The sequence below is a fragment of the Sphaerisporangium melleum genome (assembly GCF_014646695.1).
Lineage (GTDB): Bacteria > Actinomycetota > Actinomycetes > Streptosporangiales > Streptosporangiaceae > Sphaerisporangium > Sphaerisporangium melleum.
Map to the genome: position 1 here is coordinate 105,546 of NZ_BMNT01000008.1, position 17,537 is coordinate 123,082.

The window sequence follows — 17,537 nt, forward strand, 5'->3', positions numbered from 1 at the left end:
GCCGGCCGTATTGCGGGCTCATCCGCACGCCATGGAAAACGCGGACGGCCGGATGCCTCGGTGTTCTCCGGGAGCGGGGGCGGAGCGTACCGGGGAATCGGATGAAGCACTGGATGGCCAGGATGAATCGGTCGAACGCCGTGAAGTGCGCGCTGTTCGCCGGGGTCGGGGGAATGGTCGTGTACGTCGAAACGGGGGGTCTTGTCGTCCGCCGCTTTCCCTGGCCGGCGCGGACCCATCGATTATGGGGCCACGATCTTCAGCGTGTCAATTACGGTTTCTCCTGCCCGGCGGGCGATGGGGCGAAAGAGATTCACCGCCGGAAAACCTTTGTGGCCACTATTTCAGTACAGCGGGGAATTATGGCATTTGGCGACCCTCAAGGGATAAGCGGTTTTTGGTGGGATTTCCCAAGTCCGCGTGGCGCCGAGACCGGCGGGCCAGGGGGCGGCGAAGAGAAGGCGTAGGCTCGTCGTTATGGGCCGGGCCGCCCCGGACGGCGCCGGCGAGTGCCGTGCCACGGGGGGTGGTCCGCCTCCGCGCACGTCAGGGAGGCCGCATGTCGGACCGCCTCTTCTACGACCGCAGAGATGCCGGTCGGGCGCTGGCCGGCCTGCTCGACCACTATCGCGGCCGGCCCGGCCTGCTGGTGCTCGCGCTGCCCCGCGGCGGCGCCCCGGTCGGGTACGAGGTGGCCAGAGCGCTCGGCGCGCCCTTGGACGTCTTCGTCACCCGCACGCTCGGCGTCCCCGGGCAAGAGGACCTCGCCATGGGCGCGATCGCCGGGGACGGTGAGATCGCGCTCGACGACGACGTGGTCCGAGGGCTGGCCATCCCGCCGGAGGTCGTCGAGCACGTCGCGAGCTGGGAGGGACGCGAGATCGCCCACTGGGAGCGGCACTTCCGGCAGGGTGCGCCGGCCCGGCCGGTCGAGGGCAGGGAGGTCATCCTCGTGGACGACGGCCTGGCCACCGGGTCGGCCCTGAAGGCCGCGCTCAAGGCCCTGCGGCGGCTGCGGCCCGCCCGGGTCGTCGTCGCGCTGCCCGCCTGCTCCGCGGCCACCCACGATGAGCTGCGGGAGATGGCGGACGAAGTGGTCATCGCCACCACCCCCTCGCCGTTCTTCGTGCCCGACACCTCCTACTGGGAGTACGCCGAGGTGACCCTGGAGGACGTACGCGACCTGCTGCGCGCGTCGGCGACGTCCGCGCCGGCCAGGGCGGCCGCTCAGGGGCCGGGGGAGGTCGCCGCGCTGCGCGCGGAGGCCGTGCCGGTGCAGAACGCCGCCCCCGCGGCGCAGGTGCTGTTCGACCTGGTGGGCGACGCGCGCTTCGTCCTGATCGGCGGCGCCTCCCACGGGACGCACGAGTTCCACGCGGCGCGGGCCGCCCTGACCCGGCGCCTGATCGAGGAACGGGGTTTCTGCGCCGTCGCCGTGCAGGCCGACTGGCCGGACGCCTACCGGGTCAACCGGTACGTCCACGGACACGGCGCGGACCGGACCGCCGAGGAGGCGCTGCGCGGCTTCGAGGCGTTCCCGCGGTGGATGTGGCGCAACGCCGTGGTGCTCGACTTCGTCGGCTGGCTGCGCGAGCACAACGACGGCGCGCCGTCCGGCCGGGCCGGCTTCTACGGGCTGGACGTGCACGGCGCGCACCGTGGCGTGCACGAGATCGTGGCGTACCTGGAGGGTACCGATCCCGAGGCCGCGGCCCGCGCCCGCGAGCAGTACGCCGCCTTCGACCACATCGGCCCGGAAGACCGGCCGTACGGGTTCAGCCCCGCCTGCCGGGACGGCGGAGGCGACGAGGAGGAGATGATCACCTGGCTGCTGGAGCGGCGGCGTGCGGCGGCGCACGCGACCCGTGAGGGAGGCCTGCTGCCGCAGGACGAGCTGTTCGCGGCCCAGCTCGACGAGGCGGCCATGTGGGAGGCCGGCGAGCACTTCCGCTCGCTGCTGCGCGGCCGCATCTCGGCGTGGAACCACCGCGACCGCCACATGGCGACCACGCTGGACACCCTGGCCGCGCACCTCGGCCGGCAACGCGGCTCGCCCGCGAAGATCGTCGTATGGGCGCACGACGCGCACGCCGGGGACGCGAGCGCGACCGAGGCGGCCTGCCGGGGCGAGGTCAATCTCGGCCGGCTGGTCCGCGAGGAGCACGGAGACGCCTGCCGGATCATCGGCATGACCACTTACACCGGCGCGGTCACCGCGGCCGGCGAGTGGGGAGGCGAGCCCCGGCGCACCTGGTTGCGCCCGGCGCTGTCCGACAGCGTCGAGGAGCTGTTCCACGAGGTCGGCGAGAAGCGCTTCCTGGTCTGGTTCGCCGCGGCCCCGCGCAGCTCGGACGTGCTGCGTTCCGCGCGGCCGCAGCGGATGATCCCGGCGGTGTACCGCCCCAGGTCCGAGCGGGGCCGGCACTACTTCCGTGCGCGGCTGCGCGATGAGTTCGACGCGGTGCTGCACTTCGACGAGACCCGCGCGGTCGAGCCGCTCGACGGGGCCGGCGAATGGGAGCTCGGCCCGCTCCCGCGCGACTTCCCCTCCGGCGCCTGAGGCCCCGCCGCTCTGCGTGCGGTGCCGGCCAGGTGCCGGGGATCAAGCCTTTACTGCGGGTTGTCCGGCTTGGGGTGTCGGTGCCATGTGTACGGATCGTAGCCTGGCGACTACGGTACATAACGGAGCGTGAACATGCTTGGGACGTCGACCACGCGCGAGGCGGTCAGCGAAGCCTTCGCCAGGCGGGAGCCCGCGGGACGCCGGCTCGCGGAGGACGCCGAGCGCATCACCCGCGCGTGCCGGGCCATGGCCGAGCGGTTCCACCGCGGCGGCAAGCTCATCGTCTTCGGCAACGGCGGCGCGGGCACCGACGCCTCGCACATCGCCGTCGAGTTCATGCATCCGGTCATCGTCGGCAAGCGGGCCCTGCCCGCGATGGCGCTCGGCAACGACGCGGCCACCGTCTCGGCGGTCGGCGCCCGCGACGGGCTGGCCGAGGTCTTCGCCCACCAGGTGCGGCAGTGGGCCGGGCCGGCCGACATGGCGCTCGGCGTCTCGCCGGACGGCTGGTGCACGAGCGTGCTGAAAGGGCTGGAGACCGCCCACGAGCTGGGCCTGTTCACCATGGCCCTGCTCGGCGCCGAGGGTGGCGCCATCGCGCGCAGCACCGCCGTCGACCACGTGCTCATCGCCGGGTCCGCCGACCCCGCCGTGGTCAAGGAGATCCACGTGACCATGTACCACGTCCTGTGGGAACTGGTGCACGTCTTCCACGCCCGCACCCGCCCGGACGCCCAGGGAGGCGCCGATGGGCGGGGCTGACGAGGCGGCCGAGGGGATGCGCCGCCTGTACCCCTTCCTGCGCGGGCCGGGCGAGGGGACGGCGGGCGAGCGCGCCGAGCTGGAGGAGCAGGCCGTGCGCTCCACCGTGACCAAGGCCGGGGAGATCCTGCGGCTGCGCGCCCAGGTGGGCGAGATGCACGCCGAGCGCCTCGCCGCGTGCGCGCGGGACATGGCCGGACGCTTCGCGGCCGGCGGCCGGCTGTTCACCTTCGGCAACGGCGGCAGCAGCACCGACGCCCAGGAGGTCGCCACCCTCCATCTGCGTCCCCGCTTCGGACGTCCGCTGCCGGCGCTCGCGCTCACCTCGGACGTCGCCGTGGTCACGGCCCTGTCCAACGACGTGGGCTTCGACGTCGTCTTCGCCCGGCAGATCGCCGCGCTGGCCCGGCCCGGCGACATCGCGTTCGGGCTGTCCACCAGCGGCGGCTCCGCCAACCTCGTCCAGGCGTTCGAAGAGGCGCGGGGGCGAGGGCTGCTCACCATCGGTCTGGCCGGCTACCAGGGCGGGCGGTTCGCCGAGCTGGCCGAGCTGGACGTCCTGGACCACCTTTTCGTCATCCCGTCCACGTCCGTGCACCGCATCCAGGAGGCACAGACGACGATCTACCACGTGCTCTGGGAGGTCACGCAGCACCTGCTGGACGGCCCGGCGGCGCCGGTCGCGGGTCAGGTCGCGCGGCCGGGCGCCAAGGCGCCCGCGGACGCCGGCCACGAGTGAGGGAGGCGGACATGACCACGAGGACCACCAAGACGGAGGCCGCCGAGCGCAGGGAACGGGAGCAGGGCGAGCCCCTGGTCCACATCCTCTGGCTCAACGCCGGCATGAGCTGCGACGGCGACTCGGTGTCGCTCACCGCGGCGACGCAGCCCGCGATCGAGGACATCGCGCTCGGCGCGATCCCGGGGCTGCCCGCGGTGGACATCCACTGGCCGCTGATCGACATGCACAGCGGGCCGATGCAGGGCGCCGACGCCATGATCGACTGGTACTTCCTGGCCGCGCGCGGCGCGCTGGACCCGTTCGTACTGGTCGTGGAGGGCTCGATCCCCAACGAGTCGATCAAGCAGGAGGGGTACTGGTCGGGGTTCGGCAACAACCCCGAGACCGGCCAGCCGATGACCCTGCCCGAGTGGCTGGACATCCTGGCCCCCGAGGCGACCGCCGTGGTCGCCACCGGCACCTGCGCCACCTACGGCGGCATCCACGCCATGGCGGGCAACCCGACCGGGTCGATGGGGCTGGCCGACTACCTCGGCTGGGACTGGCGGTCCAAGGCCGGCATCCCGATCGTCAACGTGCCGGGCTGCCCGGTCCAGCCGGACAACATGTCCGAGACCCTGCTGTACCTGCTCTTCCAGCTCAACGGGCAGGCCCCGATGATCCCGCTGGACGAGGCGCTGCGCCCGACCTGGCTGTTCGGCCAGACCGTCCACGAGGGGTGCGACCGGGCCGGGTACTACGAGCAGGGCCAGTTCGCCATGGCCTACGACTCGCCCACGTGCCTGGTGAAGATCGGGTGCTGGGGGCCGGTCGTCAAGTGCAACGTGCCGAAGCGCGGCTGGATGATGGGCCTGGGCGGCTGCCCGAACGTCGGCGGCATCTGCATCGCCTGCACCATGCCCGGCTTCCCGGACAAGTTCATGCCGTTCATGGACGAGCCGCCCGGGGCGATGGTGTCCTCCTCGGTCAGCACCGTGTACGGCGTCCTCATCCGCAAGCTGCGCGAGATCACGCTGCACACCGTCGACAAGGAGCCGAAGTGGCGGGCCAAGGGCCGCGCCCTGCTCACCGGCTACCGCGCGCCCTGGAGCTGACACATGACCACCGAGAAGAACCGCGACCTGGTCGAGATGGCCTGGGACCCGATCACCCGCATCGTCGGCAGCCTCGGCGTCTACGCCAAGATCGACTTCAAGGCCAGAGAGGTCGCCGAGTGCCACAGCACCTCGTCGATCTTCCGGGGCTACAGCGTCTTCATGAAGGGCAAGGACCCCCGCGACGCGCACTTCATCACCAGCCGCATCTGCGGCATCTGCGGCGACAACCACGCCACCTGCTCGGTCTACACCCAGAACATGGCCTACGGGGTGCGCCCGCCCGCGCTGGCCGAATGGATCATCAACCTGGGCGAGTCCGCCGAGTACATGTTCGACCACTGCATCTACCAGGAGAACCTGGTCGGGGTGGACTACTGCGAGCGGATGGTCCGCGAGACCAACCCGGGGGTGCTGGAGCAGGCCGAGCGCACCGAGTCCCCGAACGCCGCCGCGCACGGCTACCGCAAGATCGCCGACATCATGCGCGCGCTCAACCCGCTCGAAGGGGAGTTCTACCGCGAGGCGCTGGTGATGAGCCGGGTCACCCGCGAGATGTTCTGCCTGATGGAGGGCAGGCACGTCCACCCCTCCACCCTCTACCCCGGCGGGGTCGGCACGATCGCCACGGTGCAGCTGTTCACCGACTACCTGACCCGGCTCATGCGGTACGTGGAGTTCATGAAGAAGGTCGTGCCGATGCACGACGACCTGTTCGACTTCTTCTACGAGGCGCTGCCCGGGTACGAGGAGGTCGGCCGGCGGCGGGTGCTGCTCGGCTGCTGGGGCACCCTGCAGAACCCGGACCACTGCGACTTCACCTACGCGAACATGGGCGACTGGGGCCGGGAGGCGTTCGTCACGCCGGGCGTCATCGTCGACGGCGAGCTGGTCACCAACGACCTGGTGGACATCAACCTCGGCATGCGCATCCTGCTCGGCAGCTCCTACTACGACGACTGGGCGGGTCAGGAGCCGTTCGTCACCCACGACCCGCTCGGCAACCCGGTCGACATGCGGCACCCCTGGAACCAGTACACGATCCCGCGCCCGCAGAAGCGCGACTTCGCCGACAAGTACAGCTGGGTCATGTCGCCCCGCTGGTTCGACGGCAAGGACATGCTGCCGCTGGACACCGGCGGCGGGCCGATCGCCCGGCTCTGGTCGACCGCGCTGAACGGCCGGGTCGACATCGGGGGCATCGAGGCCACCGGGCACAGCGTGATCATCCGCCTGCCGCGGACCGCGACCAAGCCGGAGACCACGTTCGAGTGGAAGATCCCCCGGCACAACGGTGAGCCGCTGTCCAACGCGATCGAACGCAACCGCGCCCGCACCTACTTCCAGGCGTACGCCGCCGCCTGCGCCCTGTACTTCGCCGAGAAGGGCCTGGACGAGGTGCGGCGGGGGCACACGCAGACCTGGGAGCCGTTCGAGGTGCCCGAGGAGGCGATCAGCTGCGGGTTCACCGAGGCGGTGCGCGGCGTCCTCTCCCACCACATGGTCATCAGGAACGGCAAGATCGCGAACTACCATCCGTACCCGCCGACGCCGTGGAACGCCAGCTCCCGCGACAGCCTCGGCACTCCGGGGCCGTACGAGGACGCCGTGCAGAACACGCCCATCTTCGAGGAGAACCCACCGGACAGCTTCAAGGGCATCGACATCATGCGCGCGATCCGCAGTTTCGACCCGTGCCTGCCGTGCGGGGTGCACATGTCCCTCGGCCAGGGCCGGGAGCTTCGCAAGGTCCACACTCCTCATGCCTTCGATGCCGGCTGAGCGCCCCGCCCCGCGACCGGCGCCCGCCGATCGCCCCGCACCGCAGCCGGGGCCCGGCGGGCGTCCTGGCCCGCATGCGGGTGATCGTTCCGGCGCTCACGGGGTGCCGGGCGAGCGCGGCGGCGGCGCGCCGCGGCGGCGGCAGGCGCTGGACGTGCGGGCGGCCGGCGAGCGGGTCGAGGCGCTGATCGACGAGCTGGGCGCGCTCGCCGACCCCGCGGCCCGGGCCCGCGCCGAAGAGCTGGTGCGCAGCCTGGTCGGCCTGTACGGCGCGGGGCTGGAGCGGATCATGGACATCGTGGTCGGGGCGGAGGCCGCCGAGGTGCTGCGCGGGCTGACCGGAGACGAGCTGGTCTCCGGGCTGCTCGTTCTGCACGACCTGCACCCGCTCGGCACCGAGGAGCGGGTGCGCGCCGCGCTTTCCGAGCTCCACCCCGCCCTCGGTCCGCGGGAGGGCGGGGTGGAGCTGCTCGGCGTCGACCCGGGCGGGGTGGTGCGGCTGCGTCTGTCCGGCGGCTCCCACGGCTGCGCCTCGTCCCGGGCCACGGTCGCCGGGGCCGTCGAACGCGCGGTGCTGCGCGCCGCCCCCGAGGTGACCCGGCTGGAGGTCGAGGCCCCGGCCGAGCCCGAGCCGCCCCTGCTACAAATCCAGCGCCGCCCCCCGGACTCCCGTCCTCTCCCTGAGGAGGCCGCGCGATGACCGCACCGCCCCCCGGAACGTCCGGCCCCGGTACGTCCGACGCGGCACCGTCCGGCGCCGAAACGTCCTCCGGCCTCGCAACGTCCGCCCCTGGGTCTTCCTCCGGTCCTGCGACGTCCGGGCGGATGACATCCGCCCCCGGAATGTCCACCCCTGGGACTTCCTCTGCCCGTGGAACGTCCGGTTCTGGGACTTCCTCCGGTCCTGGAACGTCCGGTTCTGGGACTTCCTCCGGTCCTGGGCCGTCCGGGGCGGGGGCAGCCGGCTCTGGGACGTCCGGTAGCGGTGGGGCAGGACCTGAAATTTCCGATGCCGGGGGAGCGTCCGAGGCGGGCCAGGGGGGTCCGCTGGTGCTGCGGCGGTTCCGGGAGCCGCGCACGCCCGAGAAGGAGGCGTGCGAGATGTGCGCCGAGCCGCTGGACGAGCGGCACGGCCACGCCGTGGACACCGGCACCCGGGCCCTGCTGTGCGTCTGCGGCGCCTGCCGCATGCTGCTCTCGGCCGGCGGGACCGTCGTCCAGGGCCGCTACCAGGCGGTTCCCGAGCGCTACCTGTACGTCCCGTCGCTGCGGATGAGCGAGGCCGACTGGACGGAACTGCAGATCCCGGTGCGCACGGCCTTCCTGTTCCACAACTCGGCCCTCGGCCGGTTCGTGGCGTTCTATCCCAGCCCGGGCGGCGCCACCGAGTCGCTGCTCGACCTGTCCGCCTGGGACCGGGTGCTGGCCGCCAACCCCGGCCTGCCAACGGCCCGGCCGGACGTCGAGGCGTACCTCGTGGACCGCCGCGAGGACGGCTTCGCCTGCTATCTGGTCCCGATCGACGCCTGCTACGAGCTGGTCGGGCTGGTGCGCGTGCACTGGAAGGGGTTCCAGGGCGGGCCGGAGGCGGCGCGGGCCATCGACGCCTTCTTCGACCGGCTCCGCCGCCGCGGCGAAGTGATCGCCGAGACCGGTCGTCCCGCCGGACCCGATCTCGCCGCGTCCGCTGCCGCTCGCACGCGCGGAGCGTCCGGTGGTGACCGGGGTCGTGGTGGCGATGCGGGCGGGCGGCAGGGGAGCGGTCCGGGTTCTGGACGAGCCTGCGCCGGTGACGGCGCGGGACGGGAGGCGCGGCCATGAGTGAGATCGGCTTCGAGTGCCGTGGCGTGCGTGCCGATCCCTACGGCGCCTTCCCGACGTTGCTGTTCCGGCTCGCGATCACCGCGCCCGAGCAGGACGCCGTGCACGCCATCGCGCTGCGCTGCCAGATCCGCATCGAGCCCCAGCGGCGCCGGTACGCCCCTGCGGAGAGCGAACTGCTCGCCGACCTGTTCGGGGACCCGTCCCGATGGGGCGAGACGCTGCGCCCGCTGGTGTTCGCCAACGTCTCCACGCTGGTGCCGAGGTTCACCGGCGGCACGGAGATCGACCTGCCGGTGCCGTGCGGCTACGACCTGGAGGTGGCCGCCGGCAAGTACTTCGCCGCCCTGGACGACGGCGAGGTGCCGTTGCTGCTGCTGTTCAGCGGCACCGTGTTCGCCAGGGACGGGGAGGGTTTCACCGTACGGCAGGTGCCGTGGGACCGCGAGGCGCGCCAGGGCCTGCCGGTCGAGGTGTGGCGCGAGATGCTCGACCGCTACTTCCCCGGCGGCGGCTGGCTGCGCCTGGGCACCGGGACGCTCCGGGCACTGCAGCGCTTCAAGTCCGAGCGCGCCCTGCCCACCTGGGACGAGGCCATGGAAGCCCTGTTGAAGGAGGCCCGCGGATGAGCGCCGGAGGAGCGCCGGGTCCACGACCGGCGCGGTCGCCGTCCGAGGCCGCGCAGGGACGGCCGCGGAGGAACGGGGCGATGGACCTCGCCCGCGCGGTGGCCGACGCGGTCCTGTACGAGGGGTACCTCCTCTACCCCTACCGGGCCTCCGCCGTGAAGAACCGCGTGCGCTGGCAGTTCGGCGTGCTGGTGCCGCCCGCGTACACCGAGACGGGGGAGCCGTCCGCGAGCGTGACCGAATGCCTGCTGGACGGCTGCGCGCACGCCCTGCTGCGCCTGCGCCTGCGGTTCCTGCACGTCAAGGAGCGCAGGGTCGAGCGGGCGCGGGACGGCGGTTTCACACCGGTCGCCGAGCTGACCTGTGACGGCACCACCCACCTCACGTTCGACGAGGCCACCGCGCGCCAGGTGGAGGCCGTCGTACCGATGCCGGGACTGCTCGGCGCCGAGCGGGTCATCCCGGTACGGCTGCCCGGCGACCGGGCCGAGGAGCCGATCGTGGCCGCGTCCGGGCAGGTCGCCGGTCGCGTCGTCACCGTCCATCGGCCGGTGCGGGCGGTGCTCCGGCTCGCGGCCGAGCGGCAGGACGGCCCGTACGGGCTGCTCAAACTGCGGGTGCGGGTCGAGAACGCCGCCGAGGCGCCGCCCGCGGCCACCCGGGAGGAGGCGCTGCGGCACTCGCTCGTGGCCGCCCACCTCGTGCTCGGCGTGACGGCCGGGTCGTTCCTGTCGCTCGTGGACCCACCGGAGTGGGCCCGCCGCGCCGCCGAGGGCTGCCGCAACGCCGGCACCTTCCCGGTGCTCGTCGGCGGACCCGGGCACCGCGACGCCGTGCTGTCGTCGCCGATCATCCTGTACGACCACCCGGGCATCGCCCCGGAGAGCCCTGGCGAGCTGTTCGACGGCACCGAGATCGACGAGCTGCTCCACCTGCGGACGCACACCCTCACCGAAGCGGAGAAGCGCGAGGCGCGGGCCACCGATCCGCGCGCGGCCGAGATCATCGACCGGGCCGGGGAGCTGCCGCCCGAGCTGCTGGACCGCCTGCACGGCGCGATCCGCCACCTCGGCCCGGTCGCGCGGACGCCCGCGGTGCCCTCGCCCTCCGGCGCGCCCGGCCCTGGCCGGCAGGCGGGTCCCGCCGGCGGACCCGTCCGGCGGGGCACGTCATCGCGATCAGTGGACGGATCCCCTGCGGGGTCATCGCGACCGGTGGACGGGTCCGCGGCGGCGCCGTCGCGACCGGCGGCCGGGCCGATGGCCGATCCGTCGCCCGGTTCCCCGGGTGATCCGATGGGTGACCTCCTGGCCGGTCCATGGACCGAGGGGATCGACGGCGGCCGGGTGACCGTCGCGGGGGTGGAGATCGGCCGGGGCAGTCGCGTCCGGCTGGCCCCGGGCGCGCGCCGCGCCGACGCCCACGACATGTTCCTCACCGGCCGGACCGCGCAGGTCGAGGCGGTGCTGCGCGACGTCGACGGCGGGAGCTACCTGGCCGTCGTCCTGGAGGACGACCCCGGCGCCGACCTGCACCGCTCGCACGGCAGATTCCTGTACTTCGCCCCCGACGAGGTGGAGCCGGTCGCGGCCGGCGGCGGGGAGGCGGAGCGATGAACGTCCTGGTCGCGGGGGTCGGCAACGTGTTCCTCGGCGACGACGGCTTCGGCGTCGCCGTGGCCCGGCACCTGGCCGCCGCCGGCGTCCCCGAGGGGGTCATGGTGTCCGACTTCGGCATCCGCGGCGTCCACCTGGCCTACGAGCTGACCGGCGGCCGGTACGACCTGGCCGTCCTGGTCGACACCGTGGCGGCCCGGGACGACCCGCCCGGCACCCTGCGCGTACTGCTGCCCTCGCCCGACCAGGCGCCCGGCACGTTCGTCGACGCCCACGACATGACCCCGGACGCGGTCCTCGCGCTGGCCGGGACGTTCGGCCGGCCCGTGGTCCCGGTCCTGCTCGTCGGGTGCGCGCCGGCGGACGTCTCGCCCGGCATGGAGCTGAGCCCGCCGGTCGCCGCGGCGGTCGGCCCGGCGGCGGACCTCGTCCTCGACCTCATCGCGGACCTCCCGCCGGAGATCTCGGCCGAGCTTGCCGCCGGCGCCGGGGGAGCCCGCGCGGTGGCCCCGACGGCGAGCCGCGCGGCGGACCGTACGGCCGGCCGCCAAGGAGTCCGTACCGGAGGCGGTGCGGAAGAGCACACAGGAGAGGAGATGGCGGATGAGGCATCTGTTCACGCTGACCGTCATGGTGGGGATCGGCGTCATCGTGTACCGGTCGATCCCCGACATCAAGCGGTACATGAAGATCCGCCAGATGTGAGCGCCGCCCCCGCGACCGCCGCCGAGCCCGCCCCCGCCCGCCGCCCGCAAGGCGCGGGCGGCGGCGGGCGCGGCGTGGCGGACACCGACCTTGAGATCGAGAAGAGGTAGACCGTGCACGAATTCGGGATCGCCGAGTCGATCCTCGCCGCCGTCGAGAAGCGTGCGGACGGCCGGCGGGTACGCCGGGCGCGGGTGCAGGTGGGAGCCCTGCTCCGCGTCGCGGAACCGTCCATCAACGACGCCTGGAGCCTGGTCACCGAGGGGACGCTCGCCGAGGGCGCCCGCCTCGACCTGGTCACCCTCCCCGTACGGCTCACCTGCCGGGACTGCGGGACCACCACCACCTCGGTGGACCCCTATGCGGTGTGCCCGGCCTGTGGCACCACCGATGTCGACACCGAGGGCGGCGACGATCTCGTCCTCGAATCCATCCAGCTCGCGGAGGCGACCCATGTGCCTGGGGATTCCCGGGGAGATCGTGGAAATCCTGTCGGATCGTCCTGACCTGGCCAAGGTCGACGTCAGCGGGGTACGGCGGGCCATCAACATCGGCCTGCTTGAGGGAGAGCCGCTCGCGCCGGGCGACTGGGTGCTCATCCACGTCGGCTTCGCGCTGTCCAAGATCGACGAGGCGGAGGCCCGGTCGGCGCTCGACTTCCTGGAGAGCATCGGCCAGGCCTACGAGGACGAGATCGCGGCCCTGCGCGACTCGGTGATCGAGCAGGGGTGAGGCCGATGCGGTTCGTCGACGAGTACCGCGACGCGGGCATGGCGCGGGCGCTGGCCGCCCGCATCGCCGGCCTGTGCGAGCCCGGCCGCGCGTACAAGTTCATGGAGGTGTGCGGCGGGCACACCCACACGATCTACAAGCACGGCCTGGAGGACTACCTGCCCGAAGGGATCTCGCTGGTCCACGGCCCCGGCTGCCCGGTGTGCGTCATCCCCATGGGCAGGGTGGACGACGCGATCGCCATCGCCGCGCAGCCCGGCGTGATCATGGCGACGTTCGGCGACATGATGCGCGTCCCCGGCGGCAACGGCTCGTTCCTGGACGCCATGGCGCGCGGCGCGGACGTCCGCATGGTCTACTCGCCGCTGGACGCCCTGAAGATCGCGCGCGACAATCCGGATAAGCGAGTGGTCTTCCTGGCCATCGGGTTCGAGACCACCGCCCCGTCGACCGCGATGACCATCATGCGCGCCGCGTCCGAGGGCATCGCGAACTTCTCGGTCTTCTGCAACCACGTGACGATCATTCCGGCCATCAAGGCGATCCTGGACTCGCCCGGCCTGCGGCTCGACGGGTTCATCGGCCCCGGCCACGTCTCCACCGTGATCGGCTGCCGGCCGTACGAGTTCATCCCGGGCGAGTACGGCAAGCCGATCGTGGTCGCCGGCTTCGAGCCGCTGGACGTCCTGCAGGCCGTCCACCGCAACCTGCTCCAGCTCGCCGAGGGACGGGCCGAGGTGGAGAACGAGTACGGCCGGGTGGTGCCCTGGAACGGCAACCCCAAGGCGCTCGCGGTGATCAACGAGGTGATGGAGCTGCGCCCGCACTTCGAATGGCGGGGCCTCGGCTTCATCTCCGACTCCGCCTTGTGCCTGCGCGAGCGGTACGCCGAGTTCGACGCCGAGCGGATCTTCCAGGTCCCCGGCGCCCGGGTCGCCGACCCCAAGGCCTGCCAGTGCGGCGAGGTGCTCAAGGGCGTGCTCAAGCCGTGGGAGTGCAAGGTGTTCGGCACCGCCTGCACCCCCGAGACGCCGATCGGCACCTGCATGGTGTCCTCCGAGGGCGCCTGCGCCGCGTACTACAACTTCGGCCGCTTCTCGCGCGACCGGGTCAAGGAGGCGACACGCACGTGAACCGCGAGGAGCTGGTCCTGGAGCGCATCGAACGCGCGCGCCGCAGCAGGCCCCGGCTGCGGGAGGAGCTCGTCACCCTCGCGCACGGCGCCGGCGGCAAGGCGAGCCGCACCCTGGTCGAGGCCGTCTTCCTGCCGTCCTTCCGCAACCCGCACCTGGAGCCGCTGGCCGACGGCGCCGTGCTGGACCTCCATCCCGGCACCGCCCCGCCGGACGGTGAGGCCCCGGACGGCGGAGCCCAGAACGGGGGAGGACTGGACGGCGAGGCCGCGCACGGCCGGGCCCCGGACGGGGTGAGCCTGGACGTCGGGGAGCCGGTCGGCGGCGGGGCGGGGGGCCCGGCGACGACGGGCGGGCTGGCGTTCACCACCGACTCCTACGTGGTGACCCCGCTGTTCTTCCCCGGTGGCGACATCGGCGACCTGGCCGTCAACGGCACCGTCAACGACCTGGCGATGTGCGGGGCGCGGCCGGCGCACCTGTCGGCCGCGTTCATCATCGAGGAGGGCTTCCCGGTCGAGCACCTGCGCCGCATCGCCACGACCATGGCCGGCGCGGCGCGGGCGGCGGGGGTGACCATCGTCACGGGTGACACCAAGGTGGTCCAGCGCGGAAAGGCCGACGGCTGCTACATCACCACGGCAGGCGTCGGCATGGTGCCATCGGGAGTCCGGCTCGGCGCCGACGCCGTCCGTCCCGGTGACGCGGTCATCGTGTCCGGGCCGATCGGCGAGCACGGCGTCACGGTCATGCTCGCGCGCGGCCGGCTCGACATCGAGGCCGAGCTGGTCTCCGACACCGCGCCGCTCAACGGGCTGACCGCCCGGCTGCTGGAGGCATGCCCGGACGGGCGGGTGCGGTGCCTGCGGGACGCGACCCGGGGCGGGGTGGCCACCGTGCTCAACGAGATCGCCCGGTCGTCCGAGGTCGCGGTGATCATTACGGAGGAGGCCGTTCCTGTGCGGCCGGTGGTGCGCGGCGCGTGCGAGCTGCTCGGCATCGACCCGCTGTACGTGGCCTGTGAGGGCCGGATGGTCGCCGTGGTGGCGGGGGAGTCGGCGGACGCCGCGCTGGCCGCGCTGCGGTCACACCCGCTCGGCGAGGAGGCCGCCGTCGTGGGCCGTGTCGCCGAGGACCCACCCGGGCTGGTCCTGCTCAAGACGGGTTTCGGTGGCACCCGCATCGTCGACGTCCTGGTCGGCGACCCGCTGCCGCGCATCTGCTGACCGCTGCCCGCCGCACCCGCCGCCCCCGTGCCAAGTGACCACCGTGCCGCGGTCGTCGAGGAGATCGACGAACAGGCTGGTCGCTGCCAGGCGGGCCCTATCCATTGCTGAATAGATGGGTATATCCCTTTGTGGTGGCAGATGTCTTATTTGATGGCCGGTGACGGTCATCCTCCACGGGGGTGGTCACGATGGCGCAGCGGCGACGGTCCGGCACCGGCGGCACGCCGGACATGGAGGAGATCCGCAGGCAGGTCCATCGGGACGTCGCCACCGCGGGCGACCGCGCGTTCGACAGCCCGCCACGTGGCGGCTACCGCCCGCCGCGGGTGATGAGCGAGGTGGAACGGCACGGCGTGTCCCCGATGGACACCGAGGCCACCTCGCCGCTCGGCGTCGGCGCGAGCGCCACCGCGCGCGGCGAGCACATCGCCTCCCGCAAGGAGGACCGCGGCCGCCGCCGGATCGGCCACGAGGGCCCCGCCCGCCGCCCGGTCGGCATCGCGGCCCCGGAGCAGCACACCGGCGTCGGGCGGTCCGGCCCGATCGACGAGGAGAGCCCCTTCCTCCCCTCCGGCGACCAGGCCGGCTGACCCGAGCGGACGCCACGCCCGTGACCGCACCACGATCCGCGGCGCGGTCACGGGCATGCGACACATGGCGTCAGGCTGCTCGTACGCACGAGAGCGGTGGAACCCTGGCGCGCCACGGCGCGGTCTGCTCGAACCGGCCGGCGACGCGCAGCAGGAGGTCTTCCCGGCCGTACGCCGCCACGATCTGCACGCCGATGGGCAGCCCGTCCGCACTCTGGCCGAGCGGGAGGCTGATCGCGGGCTGGCCGGTGATGTTGAACACCGCGGTGAAGGGCCCGTAGTCGAAGACCGAGCGGACCCAGCCGGCCACGGTGTGGTCCGGGGTGTCGTAGCGCAGCGTCCCGTGCGGCAGGGGCAGCCGGGCCACGGTGGGAGTGACCAGCAGGTCGTAGGTGGTGAAGAAGCCGCCGACGGCCCTGCTGATCCGGTTCTGCGCGTCGAAGGCGGCCATCAGGTCCAGCACCGTCAAGGTGGCGGTCTCCTGGAACATCCGCCGGGTCATGCCTTCCAGCAGCGCCGGGTCGGGCGGACGCGGCACGTGGCGGAAGACACCGGCCAGGAAGGCGATATGTGGCGCCACCATGGCCTCGATGACCATGTCCCAGTCCAGCGCGGGGCGCGCCTCCTCGACATGGTGCCCCTGTTCCTCCAGCAGATGTGCGGCCCGCGTGGTGGCGGCGGCCACCTCCGCGTCGACCGGAACCTCCGACCAGGGCCGCGTCATGAGCGCGATGCGCAGCCGGCCGGGATCGGCGCCGGGCTCGTCGGCGAACGGCCGGCCGGGCGGCGGGGCGGTGTACTTGTCGCCCACGCCGGGTCCGCGGAGCGCGTCCAGCAACCGGGCGGCGTCGCGGACGGTACGCGTCACGGCGAAGTCGTAGGAGAGCCCGAAAATGGGTTCCCCCAGGTTGGGCCCGCACGAGGTGCGCCCCCGCGAGGGCATGAGCCCGACCAGGCCGCAGCAGGAGGCGGGAACGCGGATGGATCCGCCGCTGTCGCTGGCGTGGGCGAGCGGGACGGCTCCTGCCGCCACGAGTGCGGCCGCGCCCCCGCTGGACCCTCCGGCGCCGCGCTCGGGGTTCCACGGGTTGCGTACCGCTCCGGTCCTGACCGGTTCGGTGGCGAAGTTGAGCCCCAGTTCCGGCATGGCCGTCAGGCCGAGCGTGGCCAGACCGGCACCACGGAAACGGCGCATGAGCTCGGTGTCGTGCCGGGCCGGGACGTTGCCCAGGCCACGGCTGCCCATGAAGAACGGCACGCCCTCCGCCATCGGCCCGGCGTCCTTGATCAGGAAGGGCACTCCGGCGAACGGCCCATCACCGGAGTGGGACAGCGGGGCGTCGAACAGCGGCATGGCCAGGCCGTTCACGTGGGCGTTCGCCTCGGCCAGGGCCGTACGGGCGGTCGCCTCGACCTCCTCGACGGTGACCTCACCTGTGGTGATGAGGTCGTGAAGACCAACGGCGTCGTACCGTGCGTACTCGTGGAGTTCCATGGATCATCCATTTCCGGGCGTGCTGGACGCCCGCACATCGCTCACAGGTGGATTGCGTTCAGCCGGTCGGGCAGCGGCTCGGCGGCTCGCTGTCGACGGCAGACGTGAACGGAGGATGGCCGTCGCACCGGGCTCGCCGGCTCCGGGTGCGCCATCCCCTGCTGTGATCGAGGTGTCCTACGCTCGGTACATAACCGCCATGGTAACGGTGCCTCGTCCGCGGTCCACTCGATTTCCCGCGCGCCGGGACGGACATGGACGATCGTGCGACCCGCCCCGCGCCGGGCGGACATTCGATGATCTCCTCGCCCGGCCATCCAGGCCTGGAACTTCCGCCAGTTCATCGAGGTCAACGGGGTACGCAGCAGGACCGCTCACGTCGAGGTGGGACGCGCGTGGCCCAGGGGTCTATCGCGCAGGATAGAGCCAGGGGAGGGCGGCGAGGGTCTTGGTGAGGTAGGCCTCCAGGCCCGTTTCGACGGCGTAGGCCAGGTCCTCCAGCGCGCCGCACCGGGCGTAGAAGACGGCGCGGGCGGTCAGCGCGGCCACCTCGTCCGTGTCGCCGGCCTTGACGACGCACTTCGCCGTCGTCATCCCACAGGCGATGCTGGATGATCGCGGGCGCCGGTGAAAGGGTGTCAGGC

Annotated in this window: 17 protein-coding genes; 15 read left to right on the top strand and 2 right to left on the bottom strand. The window is 72.7% G+C overall.

Translation table 11 applies throughout. From position 1 onward, the window contains the following. Positions 1–559 precede the first annotated feature (559 nt). The 15 genes from IEY93_RS09015 (at position 560) to IEY93_RS09085 (ending at position 15,398) form a co-directional block, all read left to right on the top strand. Positions 560–2,560 (top strand): erythromycin esterase family protein, encoded by a 2,001-nt coding sequence (locus IEY93_RS09015; RefSeq protein ID WP_189162522.1) that lies wholly within the window; start codon positions 560–562, stop codon positions 2,558–2,560. A gap of 135 nt (positions 2,561–2,695) precedes the next feature. Continuing rightward, positions 2,696–3,325 (top strand): D-sedoheptulose-7-phosphate isomerase, encoded by a 630-nt coding sequence (locus IEY93_RS09020; protein ID WP_189162523.1) that lies wholly within the window; start codon positions 2,696–2,698, stop codon positions 3,323–3,325. Then, on the top strand, positions 3,312–4,064 hold the full coding sequence (locus IEY93_RS09025) for a D-sedoheptulose-7-phosphate isomerase (protein WP_203968656.1): 753 nt from the start codon (positions 3,312–3,314) through the stop codon (positions 4,062–4,064). The genes IEY93_RS09020 and IEY93_RS09025 overlap by 14 nt, the downstream gene beginning before the upstream one ends. Before the next feature lie 11 nt (positions 4,065–4,075). Next, a complete protein-coding gene (locus IEY93_RS09030; RefSeq protein ID WP_189162524.1) occupies positions 4,076–5,161 on the top strand; it encodes an NADH-quinone oxidoreductase subunit B family protein in 1,086 nt (361 codons plus the stop codon). Between the two features lie 3 nt (positions 5,162–5,164). Continuing rightward, a complete protein-coding gene (locus tag IEY93_RS09035; RefSeq protein WP_189162525.1) occupies positions 5,165–6,943 on the top strand; it encodes a nickel-dependent hydrogenase large subunit in 1,779 nt (592 codons plus the stop codon). A gap of 103 nt (positions 6,944–7,046) precedes the next feature. Next, positions 7,047–7,643, top strand: a complete 597-nt coding sequence (locus IEY93_RS09040; RefSeq protein ID WP_189162526.1) for a NifU family protein — start codon at positions 7,047–7,049, stop codon at positions 7,641–7,643. Between the two features lie 350 nt (positions 7,644–7,993). After that, positions 7,994–8,764, top strand: coding sequence for a DUF5947 family protein (locus IEY93_RS09045; protein WP_203968657.1), 771 nt, complete (start codon positions 7,994–7,996; stop codon positions 8,762–8,764). Further along, entirely contained in the window at positions 8,761–9,393 is a 633-nt protein-coding gene (locus tag IEY93_RS09050) for a DUF6084 family protein (protein ID WP_189162527.1), read from the top strand. Before IEY93_RS09045 ends, IEY93_RS09050 begins: the two co-directional genes overlap by 4 nt. An 80-nt stretch (positions 9,394–9,473) precedes the next feature. After that, complete coding sequence (locus IEY93_RS09055; RefSeq protein ID WP_189162528.1) at positions 9,474–11,009, top strand: hypothetical protein; 1,536 nt, start codon at positions 9,474–9,476, stop codon at positions 11,007–11,009. After that, the gene (locus IEY93_RS39925) at positions 11,006–11,824 is read left to right on the top strand and encodes a hydrogenase maturation protease (protein ID WP_203968658.1); all 819 of its coding nucleotides are present in this window, start codon (positions 11,006–11,008) and stop codon (positions 11,822–11,824) included. Before IEY93_RS09055 ends, IEY93_RS39925 begins: the two co-directional genes overlap by 4 nt. A gap of 3 nt (positions 11,825–11,827) precedes the next feature. Then, positions 11,828–12,220 carry a hydrogenase maturation nickel metallochaperone HypA/HybF gene (locus IEY93_RS09065; protein WP_189162529.1) on the top strand — a complete coding sequence of 131 codons (393 nt, stop codon included), beginning with the start codon at positions 11,828–11,830 and terminating at the stop codon, positions 12,218–12,220. Then, positions 12,195–12,446 carry a HypC/HybG/HupF family hydrogenase formation chaperone gene (locus tag IEY93_RS09070; protein WP_372444505.1) on the top strand — a complete coding sequence of 84 codons (252 nt, stop codon included), beginning with the start codon at positions 12,195–12,197 and terminating at the stop codon, positions 12,444–12,446. Before IEY93_RS09065 ends, IEY93_RS09070 begins: the two co-directional genes overlap by 26 nt. Before the next feature lie 5 nt (positions 12,447–12,451). Then, positions 12,452–13,579, top strand: coding sequence for a hydrogenase formation protein HypD (hypD, locus tag IEY93_RS09075; protein ID WP_189162531.1), 1,128 nt, complete (start codon positions 12,452–12,454; stop codon positions 13,577–13,579). Further along, positions 13,576–14,805 carry a hydrogenase expression/formation protein HypE gene (gene hypE, locus IEY93_RS09080; protein ID WP_229690996.1) on the top strand — a complete coding sequence of 410 codons (1,230 nt, stop codon included), beginning with the start codon at positions 13,576–13,578 and terminating at the stop codon, positions 14,803–14,805. Before hypD ends, hypE begins: the two co-directional genes overlap by 4 nt. A gap of 191 nt (positions 14,806–14,996) precedes the next feature. After that, a complete protein-coding gene (locus tag IEY93_RS09085) occupies positions 14,997–15,398 on the top strand; it encodes a hypothetical protein (protein WP_189162532.1) in 402 nt (133 codons plus the stop codon). 70 nt (positions 15,399–15,468) lie between these two features. Here the strand turns inward: IEY93_RS09085 and IEY93_RS09090 are convergent, their stop codons facing one another. Both IEY93_RS09090 and IEY93_RS09095 read right to left on the bottom strand, forming a co-directional pair. After that, complete coding sequence (locus tag IEY93_RS09090) at positions 15,469–16,893, bottom strand: amidase (RefSeq protein WP_189162533.1); 1,425 nt, start codon at positions 16,891–16,893, stop codon at positions 15,469–15,471. Positions 16,894–17,301: 408 nt separating this feature from the next. Further along, the gene (locus tag IEY93_RS09095) at positions 17,302–17,487 is read right to left on the bottom strand and encodes a hypothetical protein (RefSeq protein ID WP_189162534.1); all 186 of its coding nucleotides are present in this window, start codon (positions 17,485–17,487) and stop codon (positions 17,302–17,304) included. Positions 17,488–17,537 lie beyond the last annotated feature (50 nt).